The 21,929-nt window shown below is 58.5% G+C and carries 19 protein-coding genes and 3 pseudogenes; 9 read left to right on the top strand and 13 right to left on the bottom strand.

Annotation, left to right across the window (positions count from 1 at the left end; translation table 11 throughout):
• Positions 1–19: 19 nt before the first annotated feature.
• A complete protein-coding gene (locus ACSQ9D_RS31965; RefSeq protein ID WP_436285774.1) occupies positions 20–928 on the bottom strand; it encodes a class II glutamine amidotransferase in 909 nt (302 codons plus the stop codon).
• A gap of 92 nt (positions 929–1,020) precedes the next feature.
• Positions 1,021–1,704, bottom strand: coding sequence for a helix-turn-helix domain-containing protein (locus ACSQ9D_RS31960; RefSeq protein ID WP_037124651.1), 684 nt, complete (start codon positions 1,702–1,704; stop codon positions 1,021–1,023).
• Between the two features lie 458 nt (positions 1,705–2,162).
• On the opposite strand from ACSQ9D_RS31960, the gene ACSQ9D_RS31955 reads away from it, so the two are divergent.
• The 3 genes from ACSQ9D_RS31955 to ACSQ9D_RS31945 all read left to right on the top strand — a co-directional run bounded on the left by ACSQ9D_RS31955 (position 2,163) and on the right by ACSQ9D_RS31945 (position 4,871).
• A complete protein-coding gene (locus ACSQ9D_RS31955; RefSeq protein ID WP_436285773.1) occupies positions 2,163–3,221 on the top strand; it encodes an autoinducer binding domain-containing protein in 1,059 nt (352 codons plus the stop codon).
• Positions 3,222–3,295: 74 nt separating this feature from the next.
• Positions 3,296–3,925 carry an acyl-homoserine-lactone synthase gene (locus tag ACSQ9D_RS31950; protein WP_436285772.1) on the top strand — a complete coding sequence of 210 codons (630 nt, stop codon included), beginning with the start codon at positions 3,296–3,298 and terminating at the stop codon, positions 3,923–3,925.
• A gap of 499 nt (positions 3,926–4,424) precedes the next feature.
• Positions 4,425–4,871 carry a helix-turn-helix domain-containing protein gene (locus ACSQ9D_RS31945; protein ID WP_436285771.1) on the top strand — a complete coding sequence of 149 codons (447 nt, stop codon included), beginning with the start codon at positions 4,425–4,427 and terminating at the stop codon, positions 4,869–4,871.
• A 106-nt stretch (positions 4,872–4,977) separates the two neighbouring features.
• On the opposite strand, the gene ACSQ9D_RS31940 is transcribed toward ACSQ9D_RS31945, so the two are convergent.
• Complete coding sequence (locus ACSQ9D_RS31940; protein ID WP_436285770.1) at positions 4,978–5,445, bottom strand: helix-turn-helix domain-containing protein; 468 nt, start codon at positions 5,443–5,445, stop codon at positions 4,978–4,980.
• 122 nt (positions 5,446–5,567) lie between these two features.
• Between ACSQ9D_RS31940 and ACSQ9D_RS31935 the strand changes: the two genes are divergently transcribed.
• Positions 5,568–5,867: a hypothetical protein gene (locus ACSQ9D_RS31935; RefSeq protein ID WP_436285769.1), complete on the top strand. Its 300-nt coding sequence runs from the start codon at positions 5,568–5,570 to the stop codon at positions 5,865–5,867.
• Positions 5,868–5,889: 22 nt separating this feature from the next.
• On the opposite strand, the gene ACSQ9D_RS31930 is transcribed toward ACSQ9D_RS31935, so the two are convergent.
• Positions 5,890–6,435, bottom strand: a complete 546-nt coding sequence (locus tag ACSQ9D_RS31930) for a hypothetical protein (RefSeq protein WP_436285768.1) — start codon at positions 6,433–6,435, stop codon at positions 5,890–5,892.
• A gap of 365 nt (positions 6,436–6,800) precedes the next feature.
• Here ACSQ9D_RS31930 and ACSQ9D_RS31925 point away from each other — a divergent pair, with 365 nt between their 5' ends.
• Together ACSQ9D_RS31925 and gph are read left to right on the top strand one after the other, a co-directional pair.
• Positions 6,801–6,962 carry a hypothetical protein gene (locus ACSQ9D_RS31925; protein ID WP_436285767.1) on the top strand — a complete coding sequence of 54 codons (162 nt, stop codon included), beginning with the start codon at positions 6,801–6,803 and terminating at the stop codon, positions 6,960–6,962.
• Positions 6,963–7,686: 724 nt separating this feature from the next.
• Positions 7,687–8,412: a phosphoglycolate phosphatase gene (gene gph / locus ACSQ9D_RS31920; protein ID WP_436285766.1), complete on the top strand. Its 726-nt coding sequence runs from the start codon at positions 7,687–7,689 to the stop codon at positions 8,410–8,412.
• Positions 8,413–8,660: 248 nt separating this feature from the next.
• Here gph and ACSQ9D_RS31915 read toward each other — a convergent pair whose 3' ends face one another.
• Both ACSQ9D_RS31915 and ACSQ9D_RS31910 read right to left on the bottom strand, forming a co-directional pair.
• Positions 8,661–9,491 (bottom strand): CPBP family intramembrane glutamic endopeptidase, encoded by an 831-nt coding sequence (locus tag ACSQ9D_RS31915; RefSeq protein ID WP_436285765.1) that lies wholly within the window; start codon positions 9,489–9,491, stop codon positions 8,661–8,663.
• 650 nt (positions 9,492–10,141) lie between these two features.
• Entirely contained in the window at positions 10,142–10,795 is a 654-nt protein-coding gene (locus ACSQ9D_RS31910) for an alpha/beta fold hydrolase (RefSeq protein ID WP_436285764.1), read from the bottom strand.
• 244 nt (positions 10,796–11,039) lie between these two features.
• Here ACSQ9D_RS31910 and ACSQ9D_RS31905 point away from each other — a divergent pair, with 244 nt between their 5' ends.
• Positions 11,040–12,083, top strand: coding sequence for an IS110 family transposase (locus tag ACSQ9D_RS31905; RefSeq protein WP_436284985.1), 1,044 nt, complete (start codon positions 11,040–11,042; stop codon positions 12,081–12,083).
• A 475-nt stretch (positions 12,084–12,558) separates the two neighbouring features.
• Here ACSQ9D_RS31905 and ACSQ9D_RS31900 read toward each other — a convergent pair whose 3' ends face one another.
• Positions 12,559–13,035, bottom strand: coding sequence for a MarR family winged helix-turn-helix transcriptional regulator (locus ACSQ9D_RS31900; RefSeq protein ID WP_436285763.1), 477 nt, complete (start codon positions 13,033–13,035; stop codon positions 12,559–12,561).
• 58 nt (positions 13,036–13,093) lie between these two features.
• On the opposite strand from ACSQ9D_RS31900, the gene ACSQ9D_RS31895 reads away from it, so the two are divergent.
• On the top strand, positions 13,094–13,513 hold the full coding sequence (locus ACSQ9D_RS31895) for a cupin domain-containing protein (protein ID WP_436285762.1): 420 nt from the start codon (positions 13,094–13,096) through the stop codon (positions 13,511–13,513).
• A gap of 243 nt (positions 13,514–13,756) precedes the next feature.
• Here ACSQ9D_RS31895 and ACSQ9D_RS31890 read toward each other — a convergent pair whose 3' ends face one another.
• The 6 genes and pseudogenes from ACSQ9D_RS31890 to ACSQ9D_RS31865 all read right to left on the bottom strand — a co-directional run.
• Positions 13,757–14,803, bottom strand: coding sequence for an adenylate/guanylate cyclase domain-containing protein (locus tag ACSQ9D_RS31890; RefSeq protein WP_436285761.1), 1,047 nt, complete (start codon positions 14,801–14,803; stop codon positions 13,757–13,759).
• Positions 14,800–15,177 (bottom strand): response regulator, encoded by a 378-nt coding sequence (locus ACSQ9D_RS31885; RefSeq protein WP_436285760.1) that lies wholly within the window; start codon positions 15,175–15,177, stop codon positions 14,800–14,802. Before ACSQ9D_RS31885 ends, ACSQ9D_RS31890 begins: the two co-directional genes overlap by 4 nt.
• A pseudogene (locus ACSQ9D_RS31880) lies at positions 15,170–16,354 on the bottom strand (response regulator); the annotation flags it as partial. The pseudogene ACSQ9D_RS31880 and the gene ACSQ9D_RS31885, both read right to left, overlap by 8 nt.
• Before the next feature lie 162 nt (positions 16,355–16,516).
• Positions 16,517–18,385 (bottom strand): annotated as a pseudogene (locus ACSQ9D_RS31875) (PAS-domain containing protein); the annotation flags it as partial.
• Positions 18,386–18,471: 86 nt separating this feature from the next.
• On the bottom strand, positions 18,472–19,569 hold the full coding sequence (locus ACSQ9D_RS31870; protein WP_436285759.1) for a branched-chain amino acid ABC transporter substrate-binding protein: 1,098 nt from the start codon (positions 19,567–19,569) through the stop codon (positions 18,472–18,474).
• Positions 19,570–19,880: 311 nt separating this feature from the next.
• A pseudogene (locus ACSQ9D_RS31865) lies at positions 19,881–20,217 on the bottom strand (aminoglycoside phosphotransferase family protein); the annotation flags it as partial.
• Between ACSQ9D_RS31865 and ACSQ9D_RS31860 the strand changes: the two are divergent.
• Complete coding sequence (locus ACSQ9D_RS31860; protein WP_436285972.1) at positions 20,206–21,552, top strand: tetratricopeptide repeat protein; 1,347 nt, start codon at positions 20,206–20,208, stop codon at positions 21,550–21,552. The pseudogene ACSQ9D_RS31865 and the gene ACSQ9D_RS31860 sit on opposite strands and share 12 nt — an antisense overlap.
• The last annotated feature ends 377 nt before the right edge of the window (positions 21,553–21,929 follow it).

Here is a 21,929-nt window from a genome sequence, read left to right as displayed (position 1 = left end):
CGATTGCGCCAAGACTGGATTAGGCGGCCTTTTCGTGATCCCAAAAATAGACGGTGGCCGGTTCGGGTTCCCAGATGCGGGCATTCTCGATGCCCGGCAGATTTACGAGCGCCCGATATTCGGAGCCGAAAGCGACATACTGATCGGTTTCAGCCATGACCGCTGGCTTGCAGGCGATAGGATCACGAACGACGCCAAAGCCGGACTTTGTGCCGACGACGAAGGTGAAGAAACCGTCGAGGTCGCTGAGCGCACCGGTCAGCGCCTCGCCGAGGTCCTTGCCCTTGGCCATCTCGGCCGTCAGATAGGCGGCGGCGACTTCGGTATCGTTCTGCGTCCCGAAGGTCATGCCCTCACGCACGAGTTCACGGCGAAGATTATTGTGGTTGGAAAGCGAACCGTTGTGGACCAGGCATTGGTCAGCACCCGTTGAAAACGGATGGGCGCCGAGCGTTGTAACGGCCGATTCCGTTGCCATGCGGGTATGGCCGATACCATGCGTTCCGGACATGGAGGTGACTCCGAAACGCGAGATGACGTCCTTCGGCAGGCCGACTTCCTTATAGATCTCGATCGTGTCGCCGCTGCTCATTATGCGAACGTCGGGGCGAAGTTCGGCAATTGCCGTTCGGCCTTCGTCGAGCCGATCCTTTGGCAGGGTGACAATCGCATGTGTGCTCTTGATCTCGATCGAAAGATAGCTCTCGAGCGCGCTCATGAGCTCCGCTTCGAGGCCACCGAAATCCCTCATCGGATCGGCGGACTGGATTGTGATCTTCGCCTTGTCGCCATTGCCGTTGCCATAGATTGCGATGCCTGCACTGTCCGGCCCACGGTCCGTCATGGTCACTAGCATGGATGACAGGAGCGCTCCGAGCTGAGGTTCGAGGCTTTTATCTTTCAGGAAGAGACCCACAATTCCGCACATGACCAGACCCTCCATTTCGCGTCTGCAAAAATGGCTATCAGGTCTATCTTGGGATTTCAACCCAAAAGAATATTTCTTTCTTTTAAGGCAAGTTATCCATTCTTGCCGCGCTGTGGATAGCTAATGATCGACAGGTATTTGCTCGGCAGTTTCACCAACACTTCCGGGCCATGCGGTGCGTCGGCGTCGAAGAACAGGCTGTCGCCTGGCTGCATCGGAAAGAGCTGATCGCCGTGGCGATAGACTACTTCGCCTTCCAGCATGTAGAGGAACTCCATTCCCTCATGCTGAAAGGTCGGGAACACGTCGGAATCGGCAGTCAGCGTGATGAGGTAAGGTTCTACGATGACGCCGCTCGAGTTGTTGTCGATATGGCCAAGCAGATTATACTGATGGCCGGCGCGCGTGCCTCGGCGTTCGAGTTCGACGCCCTGCCCTGCCTTGACGAAGACGGCGTCGTGGGGCTCCTCATAACGGCGGAAGAAGGCGGTGAGCGGCACGCCCAGGGCGCGGGACAGCGATTGCAGTGTCGTCAGCGACGGCGAGATATTGCCGTTTTCGATTTTCGAGAGCATGCCGAGCGAGATTCCGGTTGCCGCGGCCAGGTCCGTCACCGTGATGCCGAGCTTCTTCCGATAAGCGCGCACCTCGTGGCCGATCGCCATTTCGAGGTTGTTTTCCTTCGGTTCCCGAACGGCGTGCGGATCCTGAGAAAAGGGAGCGCGTTCGCCCTGCGCCTGTTCCGGTTGCCCTGCCGCTTCACGCTTGGATTTCATGGGTTTTCCACCGCCGCCTTCTCTTTGTCTAAAGGCAACCCTATCGTCATAGTGAAATTTCCTCAACCGTGAAGAAAACCTATTCCCAAAGACCTGCGTGCCCAACGCAAGCAAGCCAATCCCTGGATTTTCCACGACCAACCTGTAAAGGGTCCGCTAGCTGCGGCCGCTTCGCGTCGCGTCGCGGTGAGCGCGGCCGGTCCCAAGCTCGAGCGGGAATGGCTCGCTCGCGAAGCAGCCTCTCAAATGTCGCGCGAGGCGTTATCACAACGGAATAGCCCACGTCCTGCGGGTTGGTTGCCCATGACGGGTATGGGCGGACGATATGGCAAGTAGAATCGGTTGTGTCCGCTTTCGCCGATGAGCGGAACAGGGAAAATCCACGCCCGCGCAGACGGTCAGGGACGGCCGTTCGGGGCAAGTGCGAGCACAGACGATCTTCCGCGAGATTCACGAAGATGAAGCCGAAGGCTATTACGCGTGCCATTTTTTTCGCCGGAAAGGATCAAATCCACTTTTTCAAAATGCGGGTCAGACGCTGCAGGGATCGCTTGGTCAAGGGTTTGCGGCTACGTGGCATCGATACGATCGAGGCGGCGAATGCTTTGCTTATGCACGAACGTCGCGTGATTGCGAGCCTCCCCTTTATTCCGACGCTGCCTCCGCATACAAATCTGGGTAGTAGCTATTGTCTTTACAACCGCCGAGCCTTATCAATGGTCGCCCTGCGGTCGGTACTGCGCCGCCGATCGCGGTGGGTAGCGCTCTTTCAGAGAAGGATTGCCTTCGTGGAACAGTTCCTGATGAACATCCTTTTTGAGTTTCTGGCTGCCGGCGAAAAAGCTCGCGACAAAGCCGAGCTAGCTGGAGCCGTCGAACGGGTGACTTGCCATCTGGGAATGAATCATTTTGCCATGGCATTTCTGCCCTTGGCTCACGAGCGTCTTGACTCCTACTTCGTATGGGAGCGATGGCCCCGCGGCTGGTTCGAACGTTATCTTGCACTGAACTATTTCCACGCCGATCCTGTTGCCCACTACGTGCGGCAGACCGGCCAGCCGGCTGTGTGGTCTAAGGCGCTGGACAACCGCGTACTGAGTTCTAAAGCTAGGAAAATTATGAGTGAGGCTGGAGAATTTGGCTTGGTCGACGGGCTCACCATTCCTCTGTATTCGCGAGTTGGTGTTAATGGACTTTTTTCCGTCGCCGGGACGCGCGAACCTATGGAACCGCTAGAAGTCCAGCTTTTTTCGATTGTTGCTTCCACTGCCCACGCGCGTTTGCTCGGATGGACAGCGCCCTCCCATCGTATTCTGCCGGAGATTTTCATCACAAAACGCGAAAGCGAATTCCTGAGCTTGTGCGCGGCAGGAAAAACTGACCGGGAGATTGGCGAGTTCACCGGGCGGTCGCAGCGTACAGTGCAGGCTCATATCCGGAACCTTCAGAAAAAGCTCTCAGCCGTGAATAGGGCTCAACTCATTGCCGAAGCGTTCCGCCAGGGTTGGCAACGCTAAAATTACGACATTTTACGAATAGATTTCGCTGATCACCGGTTGCATCCTTTTGGCATGCACACGGAGGTAGTCATATGTTGCGAATACTGTTTGAGCACGAGGATCGCGATCTCACGGAGCGCGTTTGGGCATTCCGGCATCTGCGGTTTGTCGAACAGTTAGGGTGGGAGGAGCTGCGCCGCGACGATGGCCGCGAACGCGACCGCTTCGATACGCCTTCGGCGATACATGCCGTCCTAACGCTTCACGGCGAAGTCATTGGATACTCAAGACTCGTCCCGACAATCGCTCCACACTTCGCCGGCGAAGTGGCTGACGCGCTTCGCATCGACCTTCCCAAGGGGCCGCAAGTATACGAATGGACAAGATGCGCAACGGCCCTCGGTGCGCCCTCAATCGCGGGCATTGACGCATCCGACCTGTTGATGACCGGCGTGCTCGAATGTCTGCTTCATCTCGGCGCACGACAAATCCTATTTGTGACCTATACGCCGCTTGTCGAAATGATGAGGCGCAGAGGCTACTTGGTGCGCGCCCTGGCAAGCCTGCCGCTCGAGCGCGACGGACCTGTAACGCTGGCGTCGGCTGACATCTCGCTTAACCTTCTTCACCAACACCGGAGAACCTACGGGGTGTGCGGCACGCTGCTTTCGTGGAACGGCGCGCGTGAATCGATCGCGGAACGGTCCCCGGCCGCGGCATAAAAGGGAGGGGCCGACTATGGCCCGTCGCAGCAAATCGCTAATGGGTGCAGCCGACGCCCATCGCTTTGTTCTAACGACGGTGCACGATGAAACGTCGGCTTTGCTCAAAGCTGTCGAGGAGATCTGCCGCCGTTACCCACCGAACGAGGACCTCTATTTCGTCCGGTATCTTTTGCGAATGGTCGTGTTGGAAACCCGTCGGCACCGGCTGGATTAAGCGGCTCAAACCGCCCCATGTTAAGACACCGTCTTAAAGTTCTTTGCAAACGTGAAATGGCTTGATAGGGTACAACTTAGACGGATATCCGTCTTGGGGCGTCGAAACCCCATTTTGATTGTTGTGCGCTTTAGGCGACTACCTCGCGACCATTATCGGTCGGGGAGCCCGTGGAGTATGCAAGAGGCGTTCGCGCTAAAGTCCACGGGGGCTGGTAATCAACGGCATTTCGAACTCCCCGGCTTCTGGTTGCCAGACGATCTGGCCAGCGGGAGCGCTTTTATGCAGCATATTGTTTCGGTAAGGACCAACGGGTTCGGTGCGGATTCGAAGGACAAAACTAGCGACGGGCATATCGTCGATACAGAGGTCGGAAAGCGGATCAAGAAGCGGAGGCAGCAACTCCGGATCTCCCAAACTGCCCTCGGTGTTGCCGTCGGCGTCTCGTTTCAGCAGATCCAGAAGTACGAGCGCGGCTCCAATCGGGTCAGTTCCTCGATTCTCTACCAGGTCGCGCAGATACTCGGCGTTCCGATTACATATTTCTTCGAGAGCCTACCCACAGCATCCAGCACAGATAATGCAGCACTGAACCAGAAAGCGCTCCTGCGCGAGGAATTTGTCGCGACCGAGGAGGGTCAGCGCCTCGTCGATGCCTTCTTGTCTGTTCCGAAAAAGATGAGGCCGAAATTCATCGCGCTTTTGGCCAGTTTTGCGGCCAATGACTAATTTGAGAAAGCCATCGATCGCGATTGGTCATCGTATGGGACGGAATAGCCGCTAAGAAGCGAATTCAAGGTTCCGGTATCTTCTGCAAAGCACCCCGGGCGACGCCCTATTCTTCGTGCGGCCGGAGTTTTGTCATGGCTTCTACGAGCGCCAAGAGTGACTCCACCGCGTCAGCGGGAAGCGATTCAACCACCTTGATGAGCTTTCGGCGCTTGGCCGCCTCGGCGGGTGTGTTTCCAAACCGATAAGGAGCAACGGCCATGATCAAGTCGATTGGTGAGAAATCCAGAACTTCGCTCAGATGGATGAGCCGGGTGACGTGCATCTTCGTCTCGTTGTGCTCGTAGCGGCCGTAGACTTGCTCGTGCAGGCCGAGAAACGGCGCCACCTCGGCCCTGGTCAACCCGGTCCTGTCGCGCGCCTCCCGGAGCGCTTCGGAGATGCGGCGATCGAGCTCGCCAAGTTCGGGTGCCCCCTCGAAGCCGGGACAACGATAGATGGCTTTATCGATCTCCGGATCGGTCGTCTCAACGAGACGTTTGTCCTCGACGTACTTGTCAAATTTTGTCGTCATAAAAGGCAGCCTATCATTGTCCCACCTCCCTCTTACATCACCCTCACCGCGTCTGGCTACCGTGGACGCCGCCAACCATCTGCGGGCGACGGACATCGGAAAATAGGAGCACAGGTCAAGAAATGGCAGACGATATTCGACCGCAGCTCGCCAATCTGATTTCGCGTCATCGCTCCCTCGTCGTCTTGCTTGGCCCTATCCTGCGCGAGGCATCGCGGCGAGACCATATACGCACGGATATCGGCGAGCTCAGCAACGAAGAGCGACGGCTGAGGGCTGACATCATTGCCTGGTCACCAAGAAACGAACCGGAGGCCCGCGAGAAGCTCATATACTTGGCGAGTTTTGTCGCGGCCACCGGCGTGAGCTTTGAGGCCGAATCTCTCGACGCAATTCTCAAGTCGGTTGAGCGCTTCTTTTAGCTGAAGGACGCTTCGCAGCCTCTCAATGCCTCAGGTCGAAATAGTGCCGCTCCGTAGAACCCGCCTGCGTGCTGTTGATATCGAAATAATACGGCTGCGCCCGCAACGGCCGGTCGACATATTCGCGATATTCGCAACTGTTTCGCCCTGAATATTCCCGGGCAACGCCATCACGCTCGGTTTCTTGACGATCGCTGTCGAAACGCCGCGGCATGCGCCCATTGCAAATGCTGACGGTCCGGCTACAGCGCGACAATTCCTCGTTCCGCCCATGATCGTTATCCTGATCGCCTGCGGCTGGCTGCCAGCCTGCCGGGCAATCGGCATACCGATCATATCCGGGCTTTCCGGCCCCGCCTTCGGGGCATGTCGGCCAGGAGAAGCCGGGGCGTTTCATCGCCGCGATCAATCGCTTCATCGGCGGATGGCAGGATTCAACACCATGCCATGAGGGGTTATTCGAGGCCGCACAGAGCAACACCTCGCAGCCCCAATCGCTCGCTTGGGCGTGGTGGTGTCGGAGGCCGAACACCGAAAGGGCAAGGAGAATTATCAGGATCTGCCTCATCGATGTCTCCTCATCATCGGTCGGTCCTGCGCGGTCTGTTGCGCCAATCCGCAAATGGCGGTGTAAGCTCGCTCTTATGCTCGGCTAGAAGATTCCAATCGGCGACTGGCCGACGTCTGGTGCTTTGATCGACGGCGTTTCGCCGCCATTCCGCCATGTCGAGCACGTAGGTGCCCCACAGCCCGTATCGGGCCGAGCGCGCATACCGTTCGGCGGCGCTGTATTCGGGATCCGACCTGCCGATCGTGCGCGCCAATCCGACGCGAAGCATTTCCGAAGAAAGATCACGCCCACGCGCAAAGCATCGGGCTATCAGATCGTCGGAGGCCAGATAACGCGAAGGTGCACCGCCCGGCGATCGACAGGTGCATATCGAAGAAAAGCTGTTGCCGACCGGCACTCGCTTAAGAGCAGTGATTGCTGCGTCACTCGCCGCGGCGCCGGAGATGTCGCCGCCTCGACGGAAGAACATCCAGGAGATCTTGGCACAGACCGTTCCTGATCCTGCCGAAATCGGCCTGGAATAAGCCATGCCTCCGCAGGAGGCTGCCAAATTGGCCAAGGAGCGCCCGAGACCTGACCGCATATGGCAAGCTCCTCGACGCGTAACGCTCTTCACATTGCGCCTTCATTAAGGGCGGAAGTCAAATCACAACCATCCTACTTCGCGTCGCTTCTAACGGACCCCGACCTTGCAATCGAAGCGTGCCACATTCCAATCCAAGCGCGTGAGGACCTCGACTCCCCACCATGTGTCCGTACGCTCTGGAAGATTTGGGCTGCCCAAAAAAAGAAAAAGCAAAACGCCTCGACTTCCACGACAAAGCCGGCTTTAACGAGATGGTTACGGAACTTACCCAAGCTCGAAACGAAAATCGGTCAGATCAGCAATCTGCGCCTCAGACCCAGCAAGTAAAGGATAATATTAACATTGTTGTGGGGGTTGCTCGAAGCGAACTTAAAGATAACAACGTTATCCAATGCTTGGCAGCAATCAGATATCGAAACGATTCATCAAGCCCATACTGCGACTACACGTTCGCGCTGCTAAACCTCTCGCTCTTTGCGTCAACTGATATCCCGCGCATAAAGATGCAGAGGGAGGATATGGCTTCAGTGCTGGCCTGCCGGTAAAGTGACGACCGCGGGAAACCGATTGTTTGTCCGCTCCTGGCGCGATCCGGCCGAGGGCGTCGTCGCCTGCCGGCCAAAAGTGTTCTGAATTCTTTGGCCCAAAGAGGAGTCTGCACTGTGATCGACACCACCGCCCTTAATGGGGCGACGATCGCTTTTGACCTTGACGGAACCCTAGTCGAGTCGGCCCCCGACCTGATCGGAGCGGTGAACGCAATCCTGATCGCGGAGGGCTTCGAACCCCTGGCGTACAACGAGGGTCGCCCCTTCATCAGCCGTGGTGCCCGCTGGCTGCTGCAATGGGGTCTTGAGATCGCCGGAGAGCAAGAAGCAAACGCCCGTACTGCTGCCCTTTTCGGCCGCTTCATCGGCTATTATAGCGCCCATATCGCAGACGAGAGCCTGCCGTTTCCAGGGGTGATCGACGCCCTGAAAGCCCTGAGGGCAGGAGGTGCAAAGCTGGTAGTCTGCACCAATAAGCCGACCGACCTATCGCTTAGTCTGTTGACCAAGCTCGGCATGGCGGGACTGTTCGACGGCGTGGTGGGCACTGACGCCGTCACCGCGGCAAAGCCCAATGCCGCTCACCTGATCGAAGCTGTGGAGGCCGTAGGCGGCGATCTGGCGCGCACTGTCATGGTTGGTGATGCAGACACCGATGTCGGGGCCGCACGTGCTGCTGGGACGCCGTTGATCCTGGTTGACTTCGGCTACACCGAAATTCCGGCTGTCGAACTCGCGCCCGACATTCTCCTGCATCATTTCGATGACTTGGTGGACGCATGCGCCGCCCTGCTCAATGGGCCGTGTCCTGTTCATCCGCTCTATCAAACTACTTCCTAGCACAGCGGTGACCTGATCGACAAACCAGGCTCCAATGTCCACCATTGGCGGTGGGCTCAATTGGTGAGCGCAACACACTAGTTTTTTGTCAAAGATGGAGTGTGGGCCATGAAGCATCGACGTCGGATGTATTTTTCTGCTGCTCAGCGATCGGAAATCCGGGCGTTTTCATACAGGCTCGGTGGAAAAGCGGTCGTGCGCGGGGCCATCTGATAGACCGCTCATATGCGCCAGGAACGGCCTACGCTCTAGGTTGGTTTCGGGGACACGTGGGTATTCGGCTTGCGGGTAAGCGTCGGCCCATAGAGGACAGCAACGACCAGCGCAGTCACACACCACGTCGCGACCAGCAGCATGATGTGGCGTTCGCTGTCGATCGCGTTCAGGCCGAGATTGCCGGTGATGACCAAGCCGTCTGCGGCGTGGGCGATCAAGGTCATGAGCACACTGCCCTTGGTGTTGATGAAGAGCCAGCCGAACACGATTGTGAAGGCGAAGGTCCCAAACAGCGCATAAGCTGGCAGCATGTCGAGGAAGACGAGCGGCACGTGCCAGATGACAACCAGCACGCCGAGGATGGCGCTCGCGACGAGCGGCAAGTGCCGTTCCTGCAAACGCGGGAGGGCGAAGCCACGCCAGCCGAGTTCTTCCTGCATCGGTCCGTCGAGGGGATTGACGAGGCGAATGGCGAACATCATCAGAATGGTCGGCACTGAAGCGATCAACGCCGCCGTGGGGTTCGGCCCACCGAAGACCATGTTCAGATAAGCGGGCGTCACGCCGATCACCGGCGCGATGAGCAGGGCGACCGCAAACCATCCCCAGCCCACCCGCCAGATGGTGAACTTCTTAAGGAGCGCGACGACGCCGGGCTCGCCTCCGGTGATCGCGGTCACGATCAGAGCCGCGTAAAGCGGACCGGGCACCATGAGGAGGAAAGGCAAGGCGAGCGCGCCGGAGAGGAGCGTGCCGGCATAGATCCGCTCCGGCAGGGTCCAGCCGAGCCAGGTCAGGATGCAGGCGATGGCGAAAAACGCAATGAGCGGGTAGCGGCTGATAAGCCTGCGGATGGAGGTCATGTCGGTTCCTCTGCTGCAGCACTCGGAATTAACGGCCCAGCCGCGAAATCGATGTCGACCAGTTGGTGGAGCGAGGCGTACCCCTCGGTGCAGAGCGAATGGAAGTTTACCAGCACCCGACCAATCCGCAGCATCAATCTCAGATCAGCCCCCGCATAGGGACTGCATGATCATAGCCGACCCCGCCAATCAGAGAGGATCGATCGATTCTCACACAGCCTGGACCGTCGCGGGCTTTCGATCGTTGTGGATGTCTGTTAGCTCAGACCATCCACGCTAACACCCCAATGCGGGCCAAAGCGTAATGTCCGCTCTGGGCCTATATTGTTGAAGAAAAAGTCCCAAATCGGGGCTCGCCGAAAAGTCCGCCATTTCGCGGTCTGAGCGAATGTTGCCGCTCGATACCGTCCCAATTTGGCTATGCGCCTCACGCGTTGCTTGATCGCAAAATTGGTAGGTTCCCCCAGCCAATTTTCAGTATCGGCCTCTACGGCCCCCAAAAAATCAGACGTTATAGAAAACCGACTTTTCCAACAATATCGGCCATAAGTGAGCGTTTGCCCGGATCAAACGAACTTCCGCTTCGGGTGGAGCCTTTGTGGAAACGCGCCGTTTTCGCACAGGCTCGGTGGATTGCAGTCGTTGGTTGGTCAAACCTGAGCTAGCAATATCTCGGTCAGAGCCTCGGGCTTCAGCCGTGCTACATTGTGCCCGCAATCGAAGGCAAAGGTCGACCACTCCGGCTCGCCGTTTAAGCGTTGATAAAGGTCAAGGAACGGACTTCCTTCCCATCCAAATGCGCCGATGAAGGTCTTGCCCGGCACTTCACGCCAACGTCCGCTGAGATTGATTGATTGGAGAAACGTCCCAATCGGATGCGGTCGGCATCGCGGGTCAAGATTGGGAGGCGGCGCGCAAGTTAGTCCGTCAGCCTTCGCGCCAGCGACGAAGACATCTCGAAAACGAGGCGTCGTCAGGGACCAGACAGAGTCACCGGAATCAGGCACATAGGCGTCTACATAGACCAACGCCCGGATTTGCGATGGCGCAGCATCAGCTGCGCCGCTCACGACCATCCCGCCGTAGGATTGTCCAACAAGGACCAGGTCGTCGCCATGCGACTTCACAGCGCTAACGACCTCATCTATGTGATCTTCAAGATTGGCCGTTGGGGCGGGAGCATCGCCGAGCCCCGAAAGAGTGATCGGTAAGGCTTTGTGCCCATGCGCAGTAAGTATATCTGCCACCTTTTGGTAGACCCAACCGCCCTGCCAGCCTCCGGGTATAAGGATAAAGGTGGCCATATTATTCATCCCTGACTTTGACGCCTACGGAGCTTCGACACCTGCTTCGCCGAAATTAGACCACTGTGCCGGCTGACTGTGCTGAGTGTCCGTAAAGGCCGAAAGCGGTCAATGACCTTTCGCAGAAGATGGGGTAATCGGCCGGCCGTGCCCCGCTCTCAGGTCTTTGGGTGCTGCGCTTCAGGCTGATGGTAAAACGGGGTCTACGTAACATAGCCCCAAGCATCAGATGGAGAAGCGCAGCATGGAATATTTTGCTGGATTGGACGTCTCGGTCAAGGAAACAAGCGTTTGCATCATAGATGGAGCCGGCAAGGTCGTTCGCGAGGCCAAGGTTGCCAGCGAGCCTGAGGACTTGCTTGCGGTGCTCTGCGATCCCGCTTATCCGCTCAAGCGGGTGGGATTGGAGGCCGGTCCGCTTGGCACCTGGCTCTGGAACGGGCTGACCGAGGCCGGCCTACCGGCGATCTGCGTCGAAACTCGGCAGATGCGCGCCATGATCAGGGCGCAGTCTCCGGTGAACAAGACCGACCGCAACGATGCGCGTGGCATCGCCGCCATGATGCGGGTCGGCTTGTATCGTCCGGTGCATGTGAAAACCGTCCGCAGCCAAAAGATCCGAATGCTGCTGACTCACCGCAAGATTTTGCAGGCGAAAGCCATCGACATCGAAAACGATCTGCGCGGGACGCTGCGCAACTTTGGCCTGAAGGTTGGGATCGCACGAGGGAACAGCTTCGAGCCTCGTGTGCGAGAGCTGGTCGAGCGGATGCCGGATATTGCTGCCTCCGTCGAGCCGATGCTGATCGTGCGCAGGGTTCTGCGAGAACAATTGGCGGCTTTGCATCGGCAGGTTCTTGCCCTTGCCCGCGACAACGACCTCGTCCGGCGTTTCATGACCGTGCCCGGCGTCGGGCCGATCGTCGCTCTCGCCTTCGTCGCCTGCATCGATGTTCCGGCTCGCTTCGCCAAATCGAAGGCTGTCGGCGCCGCGTTGGGCCTGACGCCGTCGCAATATCAGTCGGGTGAGATAAGACGACAGGGAAAGATATCATGCTGCGGAGACGACATGATGCGGACGCTGCTCTACGAAGCTGCACAGGCAATGCTGTTTCGCTCACAGAAATGGTCGTGGTTGAAGGCCTGGGCGATGAAGATCGCGAAACTTCGGGGCGTAAGGAAAGCCATCGTGGCGCTGGCGCGCCGCCTGGCCGTGGTGCTGCACAGAATGTGGGTGAATGGCAGCGACTTCCAGTTCTCGCGGAAGGATATGCCGACCGCAGCATAAACGCGGATGCACGGAAATAGGTACGGTAGGTAACAGTTTCGCCGCTGGCGAAAGATGTCCCTCGCGGGACGACGGGTGGGGCAAGCACGAAATCGGGATTGCCTTCGAAAAGGCGAGCAAAAGATTGTGCTGCCCCATCCTCCTGACCCTAACATGAGAGGGCCGACGTGCCGATCTCGGAGAGAAGCAAGGGTCCGCGAGCGATATCCAACCGGCGGAGAAAACAGGTTTGAAGGGCTTGACCCGTGAGGGCCGATTAGAGAAGTCCCGATTAAAACGACACTTGTTTTCCTGACTTTTGCGACATCGCAGAATAGGGAATTCTGCAACGGTCGCAATGGCCGCGCAAAGCGGCCTTCAATTCCCGTAGATTTCTATCGGCTAATATTTTGCGTTCAGGCCGGCTCACGTTCGGAGGTACGGTTCTCGAACCGTTCTGAGACAGCCCTTGCCACCGTCGCAAAGTTGGGTTTTTTCAGCGGTTTGTCGGTTCTTGTGCTTTGGTCGACAGCTGCTTCAACACATCTACGAAGTCATCGAAGCGCTCCTTTCCAACCTCTTTGGACCATTGCTCATGCAACAGCCGAAGACATCCGAAAATGGCTGCGACTACTTCATGTCCCCGTAGCGTTAGATAGACCAGTCGGCGATCGCTGCCGACGGCTGCGCGCCGCTCGACGTAGCCCAGTTCTTCAAGCTGGCTGAGCAGATAGTTCACAGCTTGTCGCGACATCCGCTTCTGACGCGCGAGCTCGGACGGTCTCATCCCATCCGGCAGCGGAAACGAGAACACGGCAAAATGCGCCTCCTGGAAGTCAACAAACCCCGCCTCGTGAATGGCTTGCAGCATACGGTCGCGCACATGCTGCCAGACAACGCGCAGCAGCGCGCCGAAGAACGGCGGACCGGGCAACGCGTCGGGAATTGAATCCGGGGGCAATAGGATTGACATGTATGTAAAGTCACTTTACTTGTTGATGTAAAGTTACTTTACATTGTGGAGACCTCATATGGAAGCGGTACGAAACGATATTGTGCGGATCGGGCAACTCGAACTGCGTTTTCTCATCAGCGAAGTCGGCGCGACGGTGTTCGAATTCACAGTGCCATCTCGGGCGCGCGTCCCCGCTCCGCATAATCATCGGGATGCCGACGAATTCCTCTACGGCCTTGAAGGCGCGCTCACTGTCATCGTCGACGGGCAAATGCACGAGATTCGCGCCGGCGACGCCATATTCATTCCGCGAGGGGCGGTGCACCATCACGAGAACCTGCATGATGGCACAGCAAAGGTCTTGGCGACCATCACGCCGGGTACAATTGGACGGCGTTATTTCGAGGAAATTGCCGAGGTGGTGAACGTGCCCGGCAAACCGGACCTCGCGAATGCCAATGAGATCATGCTCCGCCACGGACTGGTCCCGGTCTGATCAGCTCACCTAAGCCTCGCAATTTTCCAGTTGATTGCGCAAGGAAATAAGAGCGTGACTAAGGCCGCTGTTGGCGCAAAGCGGAAGCCAATTGGCGTCAGCATTTGGCCCAATCCGGAACCTTCAGCGGATCCTTGTATCTACCTCGGAAGCAGCAGACCTTTGCCGCTGGTCGGGAACGTCTCAGCCTGACAGATGAACCCACGATGGGACTGGCAGGTGGCTAGGATTGTTCCGGTTCCCTCAACGAAGTTCCTGGCATTCGATCAGTTCGATCCGACCCTTGCCCTTGATTTCTACGAAGCCCAGGGAGCGCCCGCGACCCCGCTCGCGAATGCGATGCCACGTGGCCCCGCTGGTCGCTACAGTCCCAGGGCTAGCATGGGCTGCGATCCGGGAGGCCATATTTACCGTGTCGCCCCACAGGTCGAACACGAGTTGGCGCTGCCCGATGATTCCCGCCACAACTGGACCGAAATGAACGCCGACTCGCACCTCCCATTTGGGCTCGATGCAACGTGATGCTGTCACCATGGCGAGTCCGCATCGCAAGCTGGCAAAAACCGGATCTGGCATGGGATCAAACAGGCCGGCCGTAGCCATAAAGGCGTCGCCGATAGTCTTGATCTTCTCCATCCCATGCTGACGGACGATTCGTTCGTATTCGCCGATCAGCGCCTGAAGATCCTCCACCACTTTCTCCGGCGGGTTCTCATCGCAATAGGCTGTGAAGCCAACGATATCGCAGAATAGCACCGCGACTTCGTTGTAGCGGCGGGGCCGGACCTCATTGGTCGCTTTGAGCTCGCGCACCGCGCCGGCGGGTAGGATGGCGTACAGAAGCTCGTCCGCTCGGCGCTTTTCGTTTTCGATTTGCTGCGTGTATACCGCCTCTTGGTCGCGCAGCCTCTTCTTTTCCAGGCACGCGGCCACGCGGGCGCGCAGCAGAACCGCGTTGAACGGTTTGGCCAGATAATCCTCGGCGCCGAGGCTGATGCAGCGCGCCACACTGTCGATCTCATCGACCGCCGATATCATGACAACCGGAATGTTGCGCAGCGTTGTGTCGGCCTTCAGGTGCTCGAGCACCTGGTAGCCGTCCATTTCCGGCATCGTAATGTCGAGCAGCACGAGATCGAACGATCTCGTTGCCAGCATTTCGAGCGCCTCCCGTCCATTGCTGGCGCATGCCACGTTTCCGTAGCCTTCTCGCTTCAACCGCTCGGTCAGCGTAAAGCGATTGTCCTCGTTATCGTCGACGACGAGCAGGGCGGGTGCAACCTCGCTCATGACATCGACCCCTTTGGAAGTTGGGCCCTGATCTTTCCAAGCAGACGCGCGAAATCGACGGGCTTGGTATCGAAGTCATCGCACCCGGCTGCCAGCGCTGCTTCGCGGTCGCCAGCCATCGCGTGCGACGAGAGCGCGATCACGGGAATATCCCGCGTCTCAGGCAATGTCTTGAGACGTCTTGTCGCCTCCCAGCCGTCGAGGACGGGAAGGCTTAAGTCCATCAGGATCAGCGCCGGCGCGTCCGATCGCGCACGCGCCACGCCCTGATCGCCATCGGTGGCGACGATCACCTCGTAGCCTTTGCGTCTTAGCCGCGCGGACAGCATATAGATGTTGTCCTCATTGTCTTCGACATAGAGGATCCTAACCATCACGGCGATCCTTGTCAGGCGAGTTTCGTTTGGGAATATATCTTGCAACCATCTTGCGCAATTCCTCCAGAAGCTCGTTGCGGCTGAAGGCGGTCTTGGCGAGCACGCGCTCGACGCCACCGTTCAGGCGCCGGTGGTCTTCCTCGCTGAGGGTCGCCGCCGTCACAACCACGACCGGCATCGCCTTGAAGGCGGGTTGCTTGCGCAGTTCGATGAGAAACTCGAAGCCGTCCATTTCCGGCATAAGGAGGTCGAGAATGATGAGGTCTGGAGGCGCGCTGATGAGTCGTTCCAGCGCGACCCGGCCATTCTCGGCCTCGTCCACATCGCAACCCTCTGTGCTCAATATGCGACGCCATTGCTGGCGCGTGTTCTCATCATCCTCGACGATCAGAACACGAAGCGCTGGGCCAGGCGCGCCGGACCAGAATTTCGTGATTAGTTTCCGGAGCGCGTCGCGCTCGATCGGCTTAACCATGTAATCGGCGGCACCGAGCGCGTACCCCCGGTTCCTCTCATCGGCCATGGTGAGCATCACGACAGGGACATTCGCGAGCTCAGGATCCGCCTTCAGTTCCTGCAGGACGCTCCAGCCGTCGCAGCCCGGCATCAGCACGTCAAGCGTGATGAGCGCTGGCTTCACCTGCCGGGCCAATTTAAGCCCTTCCGCACCGTCCTTGGCGGTCACTACATCGCAACCCTCGCGGGCGAGAAACCGGCGCATCTGGTCCCGCACCGCCTCATCGTCATCAACGACGAGGACCACGTTCGAGACGGGGCGAACACGATCATCAGCGGCGACCCCGGCGCCAGGGGCCGGCTGCTCCAGCGTGGGGCCTACGTCGATTGCCGACGGCAGCCACACCGTGAACCTGGTGCCGGCGCCAGGAGTGCTGTCCACAGTGACCTCGCCATCCATCGCGCGGCACAGGCGTTGGCTGATGGCAAGCCCTAGCCCAGTGCCGCCGTACTTGCGGGTGGTGGAACTATCGGCCTGACTAAATTCCTGGAACAGGTTCGTCATCTGCTGCGGCGTCATGCCGATGCCGGTGTCGGCGACGGTAAATATCACGCCATCGCCTCCATCATGCTTCGCGCAGCTCGCCCCAATCGTCACTTGGCCGTTCTCCGTGAACTTGCAGGCGTTACTCAACAGGTTGAGGAGGATCTGGCGCACCCGAAGCTGATCGGCGCGCATGCTGCCAATGTCATCCGGGCAGCGGATGATGATCCGGTTGCGGTTTTTCTGTGCAAGTGGCTGCGCGGTTGTCGCGGCATCTTGAACCATGCCTGCGATATCGAACTCCTCGATATGCAATTCCAGGCGGCCGGCCTCGATCTTGGAAAGATCGAGGACCTCATTAATGAGCTTGAGCAGATGCTTGCCGGCGCGCGCGACCCGCTGAAGCGGTTCGATCAGTTCGCCTTGGCCAGCTTCGCTGGCATCTTCCTGCAGCATTTCGGTAATGCCCAGGATGGCGTTCAGCGGCGTGCGCAACTCGTGGCTCATGCTGGCCAGGAACTTGCTCTTGGCCTGTGTCGCCGCCATGGCCGCGTCGCGGGCGATCTCGAGCTCCGTTTCATGCCGCTTTAGCTTGCTGATATCGGTGTAGACGGCGACGGTGCCGCCGCCAGTAATGCGCCGCTCATTGACCTGAATCCAGCGGTCCTGGCTGCGAAGTTGAACCAGCGTCAGCTTAGGATTGCGATGTGCCGCAAGCCGTGCGGCGAGCCATTCCTCCTCTTGGCCTTTCGCATCTTCGACGAGGCCCTGTTCCACTGCCTTCCGGACAATCGTCTCAAATTGTGCACCCGGCACGACTGCATCGGCGACGCCGGGATAAAGGATTTCCCTATAGCGGCTGTTGCACAGAACAAGCCGGTCCTCGGAATCGTAAAGGGCGAAGCCCTCGGAGATGCTCTCGATTGCATCGACGAGTCGCTGGCGCGCTTCGGCAACCTCGCGCAGGTTTTTTTCCTCGACCTCGACCGCAGTGTCACGGAACAGCAGAAGCGCCTTGGCCATGCGGCCGATCTCGTCGCGGCCCGTGGCAGGCAGTGGTGCCCGAAGATTGCCGCCAGCGATGGCAAGCATGCTTTGGCTCAGCCCCGACAAGCGGGCAAGAAGATTGCGGTCGACATACAACCAGACGATCAGAACTGAACTCAGGAGGCTCAGAACGACTGAGCCAAGAACAACTCCGGTACCGTAGCGCTGGACGGTCGCAGCTTCACGACCAGCCTCGGTGATGTCACGGTTAGCCGCAGCTACGAGGCGATCCACGGCAACGGTTAAATTGCGCGAGAGCTGAGCGTTCTCGACCAAAAGCTTCCCGCCCTTTGCGAGTAATGCGAGCTCATCCTCACGCGCCTGTGCAATGCTCTTCGGACCGTCGATCAGCCCCTCGAACTCGTCAACACGTTGGCGGAATCGCGTCCGCAGCTTCTCATCCATCTCGGGCATCACCGCCGCAAGCGATTCGGCCGAGCGGCGCAGCGGAAAGGACATCAGTGCCAGGTCGCCGGGCGTCGGCGCAACCGCCGTCTTGAGCAGCGCGTCGTTGATCGCCGAAATCTCCCGTTGTGCCTTCTGTTGCGGGATGTAAGAGGCGATTGCCTGCGCAAGGTCTGTCGTAGCCGCCGCGCGTGCTTCGGGTGGTACGGCGGCATCCGCCACGGCTGCACGCCACTGGGGGACCTTGGAGTTCATCACGAGGATGCCCGGCGCCACAAGACGTTGGCTTGCGTTTGTCGTAGCCGACAAGCGGCGCAACAGCTCCTCTTTGCGCGCAACCACGGTGAGGCGAGCGGCGACAAGATCGTCGAGAGTGTTGAGGTTGCGCCGCAGACCGATCACCGCGGCTTCGATCTCAGCCACCGCCGCCGTGCTAACCGCGGTGCCTTTGAGCGCGGCAAGCAATTCTTCGAGGCGCGACATCTCCACCCCGATCGCAGCCGAGACCTGGTTGTGCTGAACCGTGCTGGTCGTAGCAAGTACGGCCGGCGCAGTGGCGGCGACCCGCTCCGCTTGGCGGGAGAGCTCGAGCGATGCAAGCGCGGACGGGACCCGGCGCTCCGTGATCCGCTCGACGACCTCGCCCACTTGGAGGAAGGCATACACGGCCGCGGCAGTTGCGAGCACCGCGAAGGTGCTGATACCAAAGAAAGCGAAGAGTAAGCGGCCACGTATTCCGAGACGTTCAAACATCGCGGCGACCATCGATCCGGCTGATGTGGTCAACATGGCCCGCACAGCTTTTTTCTCGAACGCGATCCGCAGTGATCAGCGTTGTGTTATTCCAACGGCACGTATTCGCCGCCATTCCAGATATACCATACCCAGCTCTGAACAGTGAGGTCGCCTTTGTCGTCAAAGTCGATACGGCCCAGTACAGTATCAAATGAATTGGCGCGCAACGAAGCAATCACCTCGCGCAGCTTCAGCGAGCCGGCTTTCGTGACCGCCTGCGCCCAGGCTTGCACGGCGCTGTAGCTCAGCAGCGTGTAGCCTGCAGGTTCGAAGTTTTCTGCACGGAAACGCTCCACGACTGGGCCTGCTTCGGGGTTTCGCCGTGCGTCCGCGGAGAACGTGAAGAGGGTTCCCTCAGCGGCTGGACCGGCGATCAGGGCAAATTCCTCGGTCGCCAGGGCATCGCCAGAGATGAACTGAACCGCGTAGCCTTGGTCGTGTGCAGCGCGAACCATCAGCGCAACCTCAGCATGATAACCGCCGACATATACCACGGTGACCTTCGCAGCCTTTAGTGCAGCGATTTCAGCCGAATAGTCGTTCTTCGCAGGAGTGTACGCCTGGTAGATCGCTTCGGTCACACCTCGCTTGTTCAACTGCTTTCTGGTCTCATCGGCAAGGCCCCTACCATAGGTGGTGCCATCGTGAAGAATCGCAATCTTCTTGTCGCTCCAATGATCGGCCAGGTAGTTGCCGGCCACGACGCCCTGCGCATCGTCGCGACCAATGACGCGGAACACGTTGGCACGGCCTTGTTCGGTCAGCAGCGGGTTGGTTGACCCTGGTGAAATCTGCAGAACTCCCGCAGCCTCATACACTTTTGATGCCGGGATCGAGGCTCCAGAGCAGTAGTGCCCGACGACGAGCACGACACCGTCAGCCACGAGTTTTTTGGCGACGGCCACCGCTTGCTCTGGATCGCAGAAGTCGTCGACCGCGATGAGCCGAACCTGCTGGCCTAGAACGCCGCCCGCCGCATTGATATCGGCCACAGCCATCTCTGCGCCACGCTGCCCCTGTTCCCCGATCCACGCGAGCCGTCCGGTCATCGCGGCTGAAACGCCGATCAGCACCTCAGCGTGCGCGGAATAGCTGATCAAGGCTGCAAGTGCGAGAATAGCGACGGCGACGATGCGGTGCATGAAACAGCCTTCCGCCTTGATACCGGATTTTTGTGCACGAGAGCGGTACCGCAACTGCGCCAGCGGGGCGCGGGGTCATGATGTGGCAACGCGACCCGCCGTGATCAGCAATCTGCTATTCCAGCGGCGCCTAATCGCCATCCCTCAAAATATACCATGCGGCGCTGAGGAGTGATATGGCCTTTAGTGTCGATGGCGCTGAGCAGAGCGCGTTCATGGCGAGCGCATGAGCGGCTCCGTCGCGAAGAGGGCTGTCGGCGGGGCTTGCCGAGCGGCGACCGGACGGAGGATGGTCTGCCAATGGTCAGTTCTTCGATGATCCCGACAGCGACATCGCCGACGGTCGCGACATTGTAAGGTGCGAAGTCACCATGACATACAATCCGCACGGCTCTCGCGGCTCTAGCATCCATGTCTGGGCTTTGCGGTCGGCCTCCAGAAATCCATGTGAGGCTGAGTGGAATTTGCGCAGGAGCTTACCTGCAGAACGCAGCATATGCTTTGAACCTACAATTTGATCGGACAGATGCTCACACACGCGCCCTTCGACGTAACTCACGATCTCCTGATGTTGAGTTAGTTCAAGAGGAAAAGGTGCACCAGAAAAACTGTTGTTTTTCAGATGTCATAAAACCGATGCACCGTCGGGAAGCGAGTTCGGGCGGCATCTGCATCAGCGATGCCGCATATGCTCAGGTTAAAAGAACTGCGCATTCACTATTCAAGGACGGGGGAGATATTCGACTGAAGAATATCGCCAAACAGGTCCATGTTTGGCATTGGCCTCAGGCTCCCGTTCCGCGAGCCTCCGGGAGACCGGTCGTAGCGGTGTTGCCCTTCCGAAACCTAAGGGAAGCTGATGATCAGCCTTTTGTTGCCGATGGTTTCACAGAAGACATCATAGGAGGTCTAGCCCGCTTTCGAAGTCTATCGGTGATCGCAGCCGCTTCGTCGTTCGCGGCCCAGGACTTGTCCGAAGATACAACCGAGGTCGCTCGGAAATTGGGCGCAACCTATCTCGTCACGGGCGATCTCAGGCTTGCTGGAGGTGTGATCAGGGTAACCGTCCGCTTGATCGAGGCGGCGAACGCTCGGCTCATCTGGTCGGAGAAATATGACCGCTGCGCCGGGGATATCTTCGACATTCAGGACGAAATCGTCAGAATGCTCGTTTCAAGTCTCGTGGGTCAAATTCACAACATCGATTACCAGGAGTCGTTTCGTAAGGCACCCGACAATCTCGCGGCTTACGAATTCTACCTGCGTGGCCTCGCGCATCTTCGAGGGTATGAATCCGATGACAATCTCAAGGCCTGCGAGATGTTCGAAGCTGCTGTCCATCGCGACAACGGGTTTGCTCTCGCCCACGCTTATCTCGCTCTGTCGCAAATCGCGGTACACGGATACGCCAAGGCTCCGCCTGATGTGCTTCGGGATTGCACTTCCCTTGCGAGAAGGGCAGTTCTCCTTGATGAAGCAGAGTCAAGTTCACACCGCGTGCTCGGTCTCGCCCGTCTATATTTGAAGGACTTCGATGGTGCGGAAGGGGAGCTTCGACGGGCATGCGCACTCAATCCAAGCGATGCGAACGCCGCCGTTCAATTGGGCGGACTCCTGGCGCGGCGCAACCGCGTTGAGGAGGGTGTTCGATGGATCGATGAGGGTATGCGGCTCAATCCATTTCCGCCGCACTGGTATTATGCAGTGCTAGGGAATGTGATGTATTTGGGGGGTGCCTATGAAGAGGCTTTGGCCGCACTTCGTCGGCTTCCCAATCCAGGCAAGTTTACTTGGGGACGGATAGTAGCTTGCCTCAATCGAGCGGGACGGTCGAAGGAGGCAGCCGACGAAGCACGACTTCTTCTTGCCGCCCATCCTGATTTCACTATCAATGAATTCTTACGGCATGGCGTAGTGGTCGAGACCGAGGGGCAGCTTCTGCAGTTCCGAGAAGGTTTCGACCACCTTGACCTACCCAACTAGCTGGGCAAACGGCGGTGCTATCGGCTCGATTAAGGAGGGGAGCCTTGGTTCCGTGTGGGTCCGATCCACAAATGCCAAGCTCCCGCCGCGTCCTCGCAGAGAGGGGCTAACAAATCCTAATCCATTCGTTGTAAGGCTAGTCGGACCAAGGTTCGACCCCCAAGCAACGCCACCTGGTAATACCCACCAAGCTTTCGGCATTTGGCACGGCGAACGTTTCGGTCCGGAAAAAGAGGTCGCTACACCTGGCGAAAGGTCGTTCTGACTGTCTCCCGGAAGCGAGCGGGCTTCCGCTTTCGGCCCCAAAGCGGAAGTGCGTCTGATGCGATCGAACTCCTACTGACGTTGCCCTGTAATCCTTGCCATCAGCCATCAAA

The sequence above is a fragment of the Rhizobium sp. LjRoot258 genome, assembly GCF_964254185.1.
GTDB lineage: Bacteria > Pseudomonadota > Alphaproteobacteria > Rhizobiales > Rhizobiaceae > Rhizobium.
Note: the sequence above shows the minus strand (reverse complement) of the source record. Positions and strands in the feature narration are given on the sequence as shown.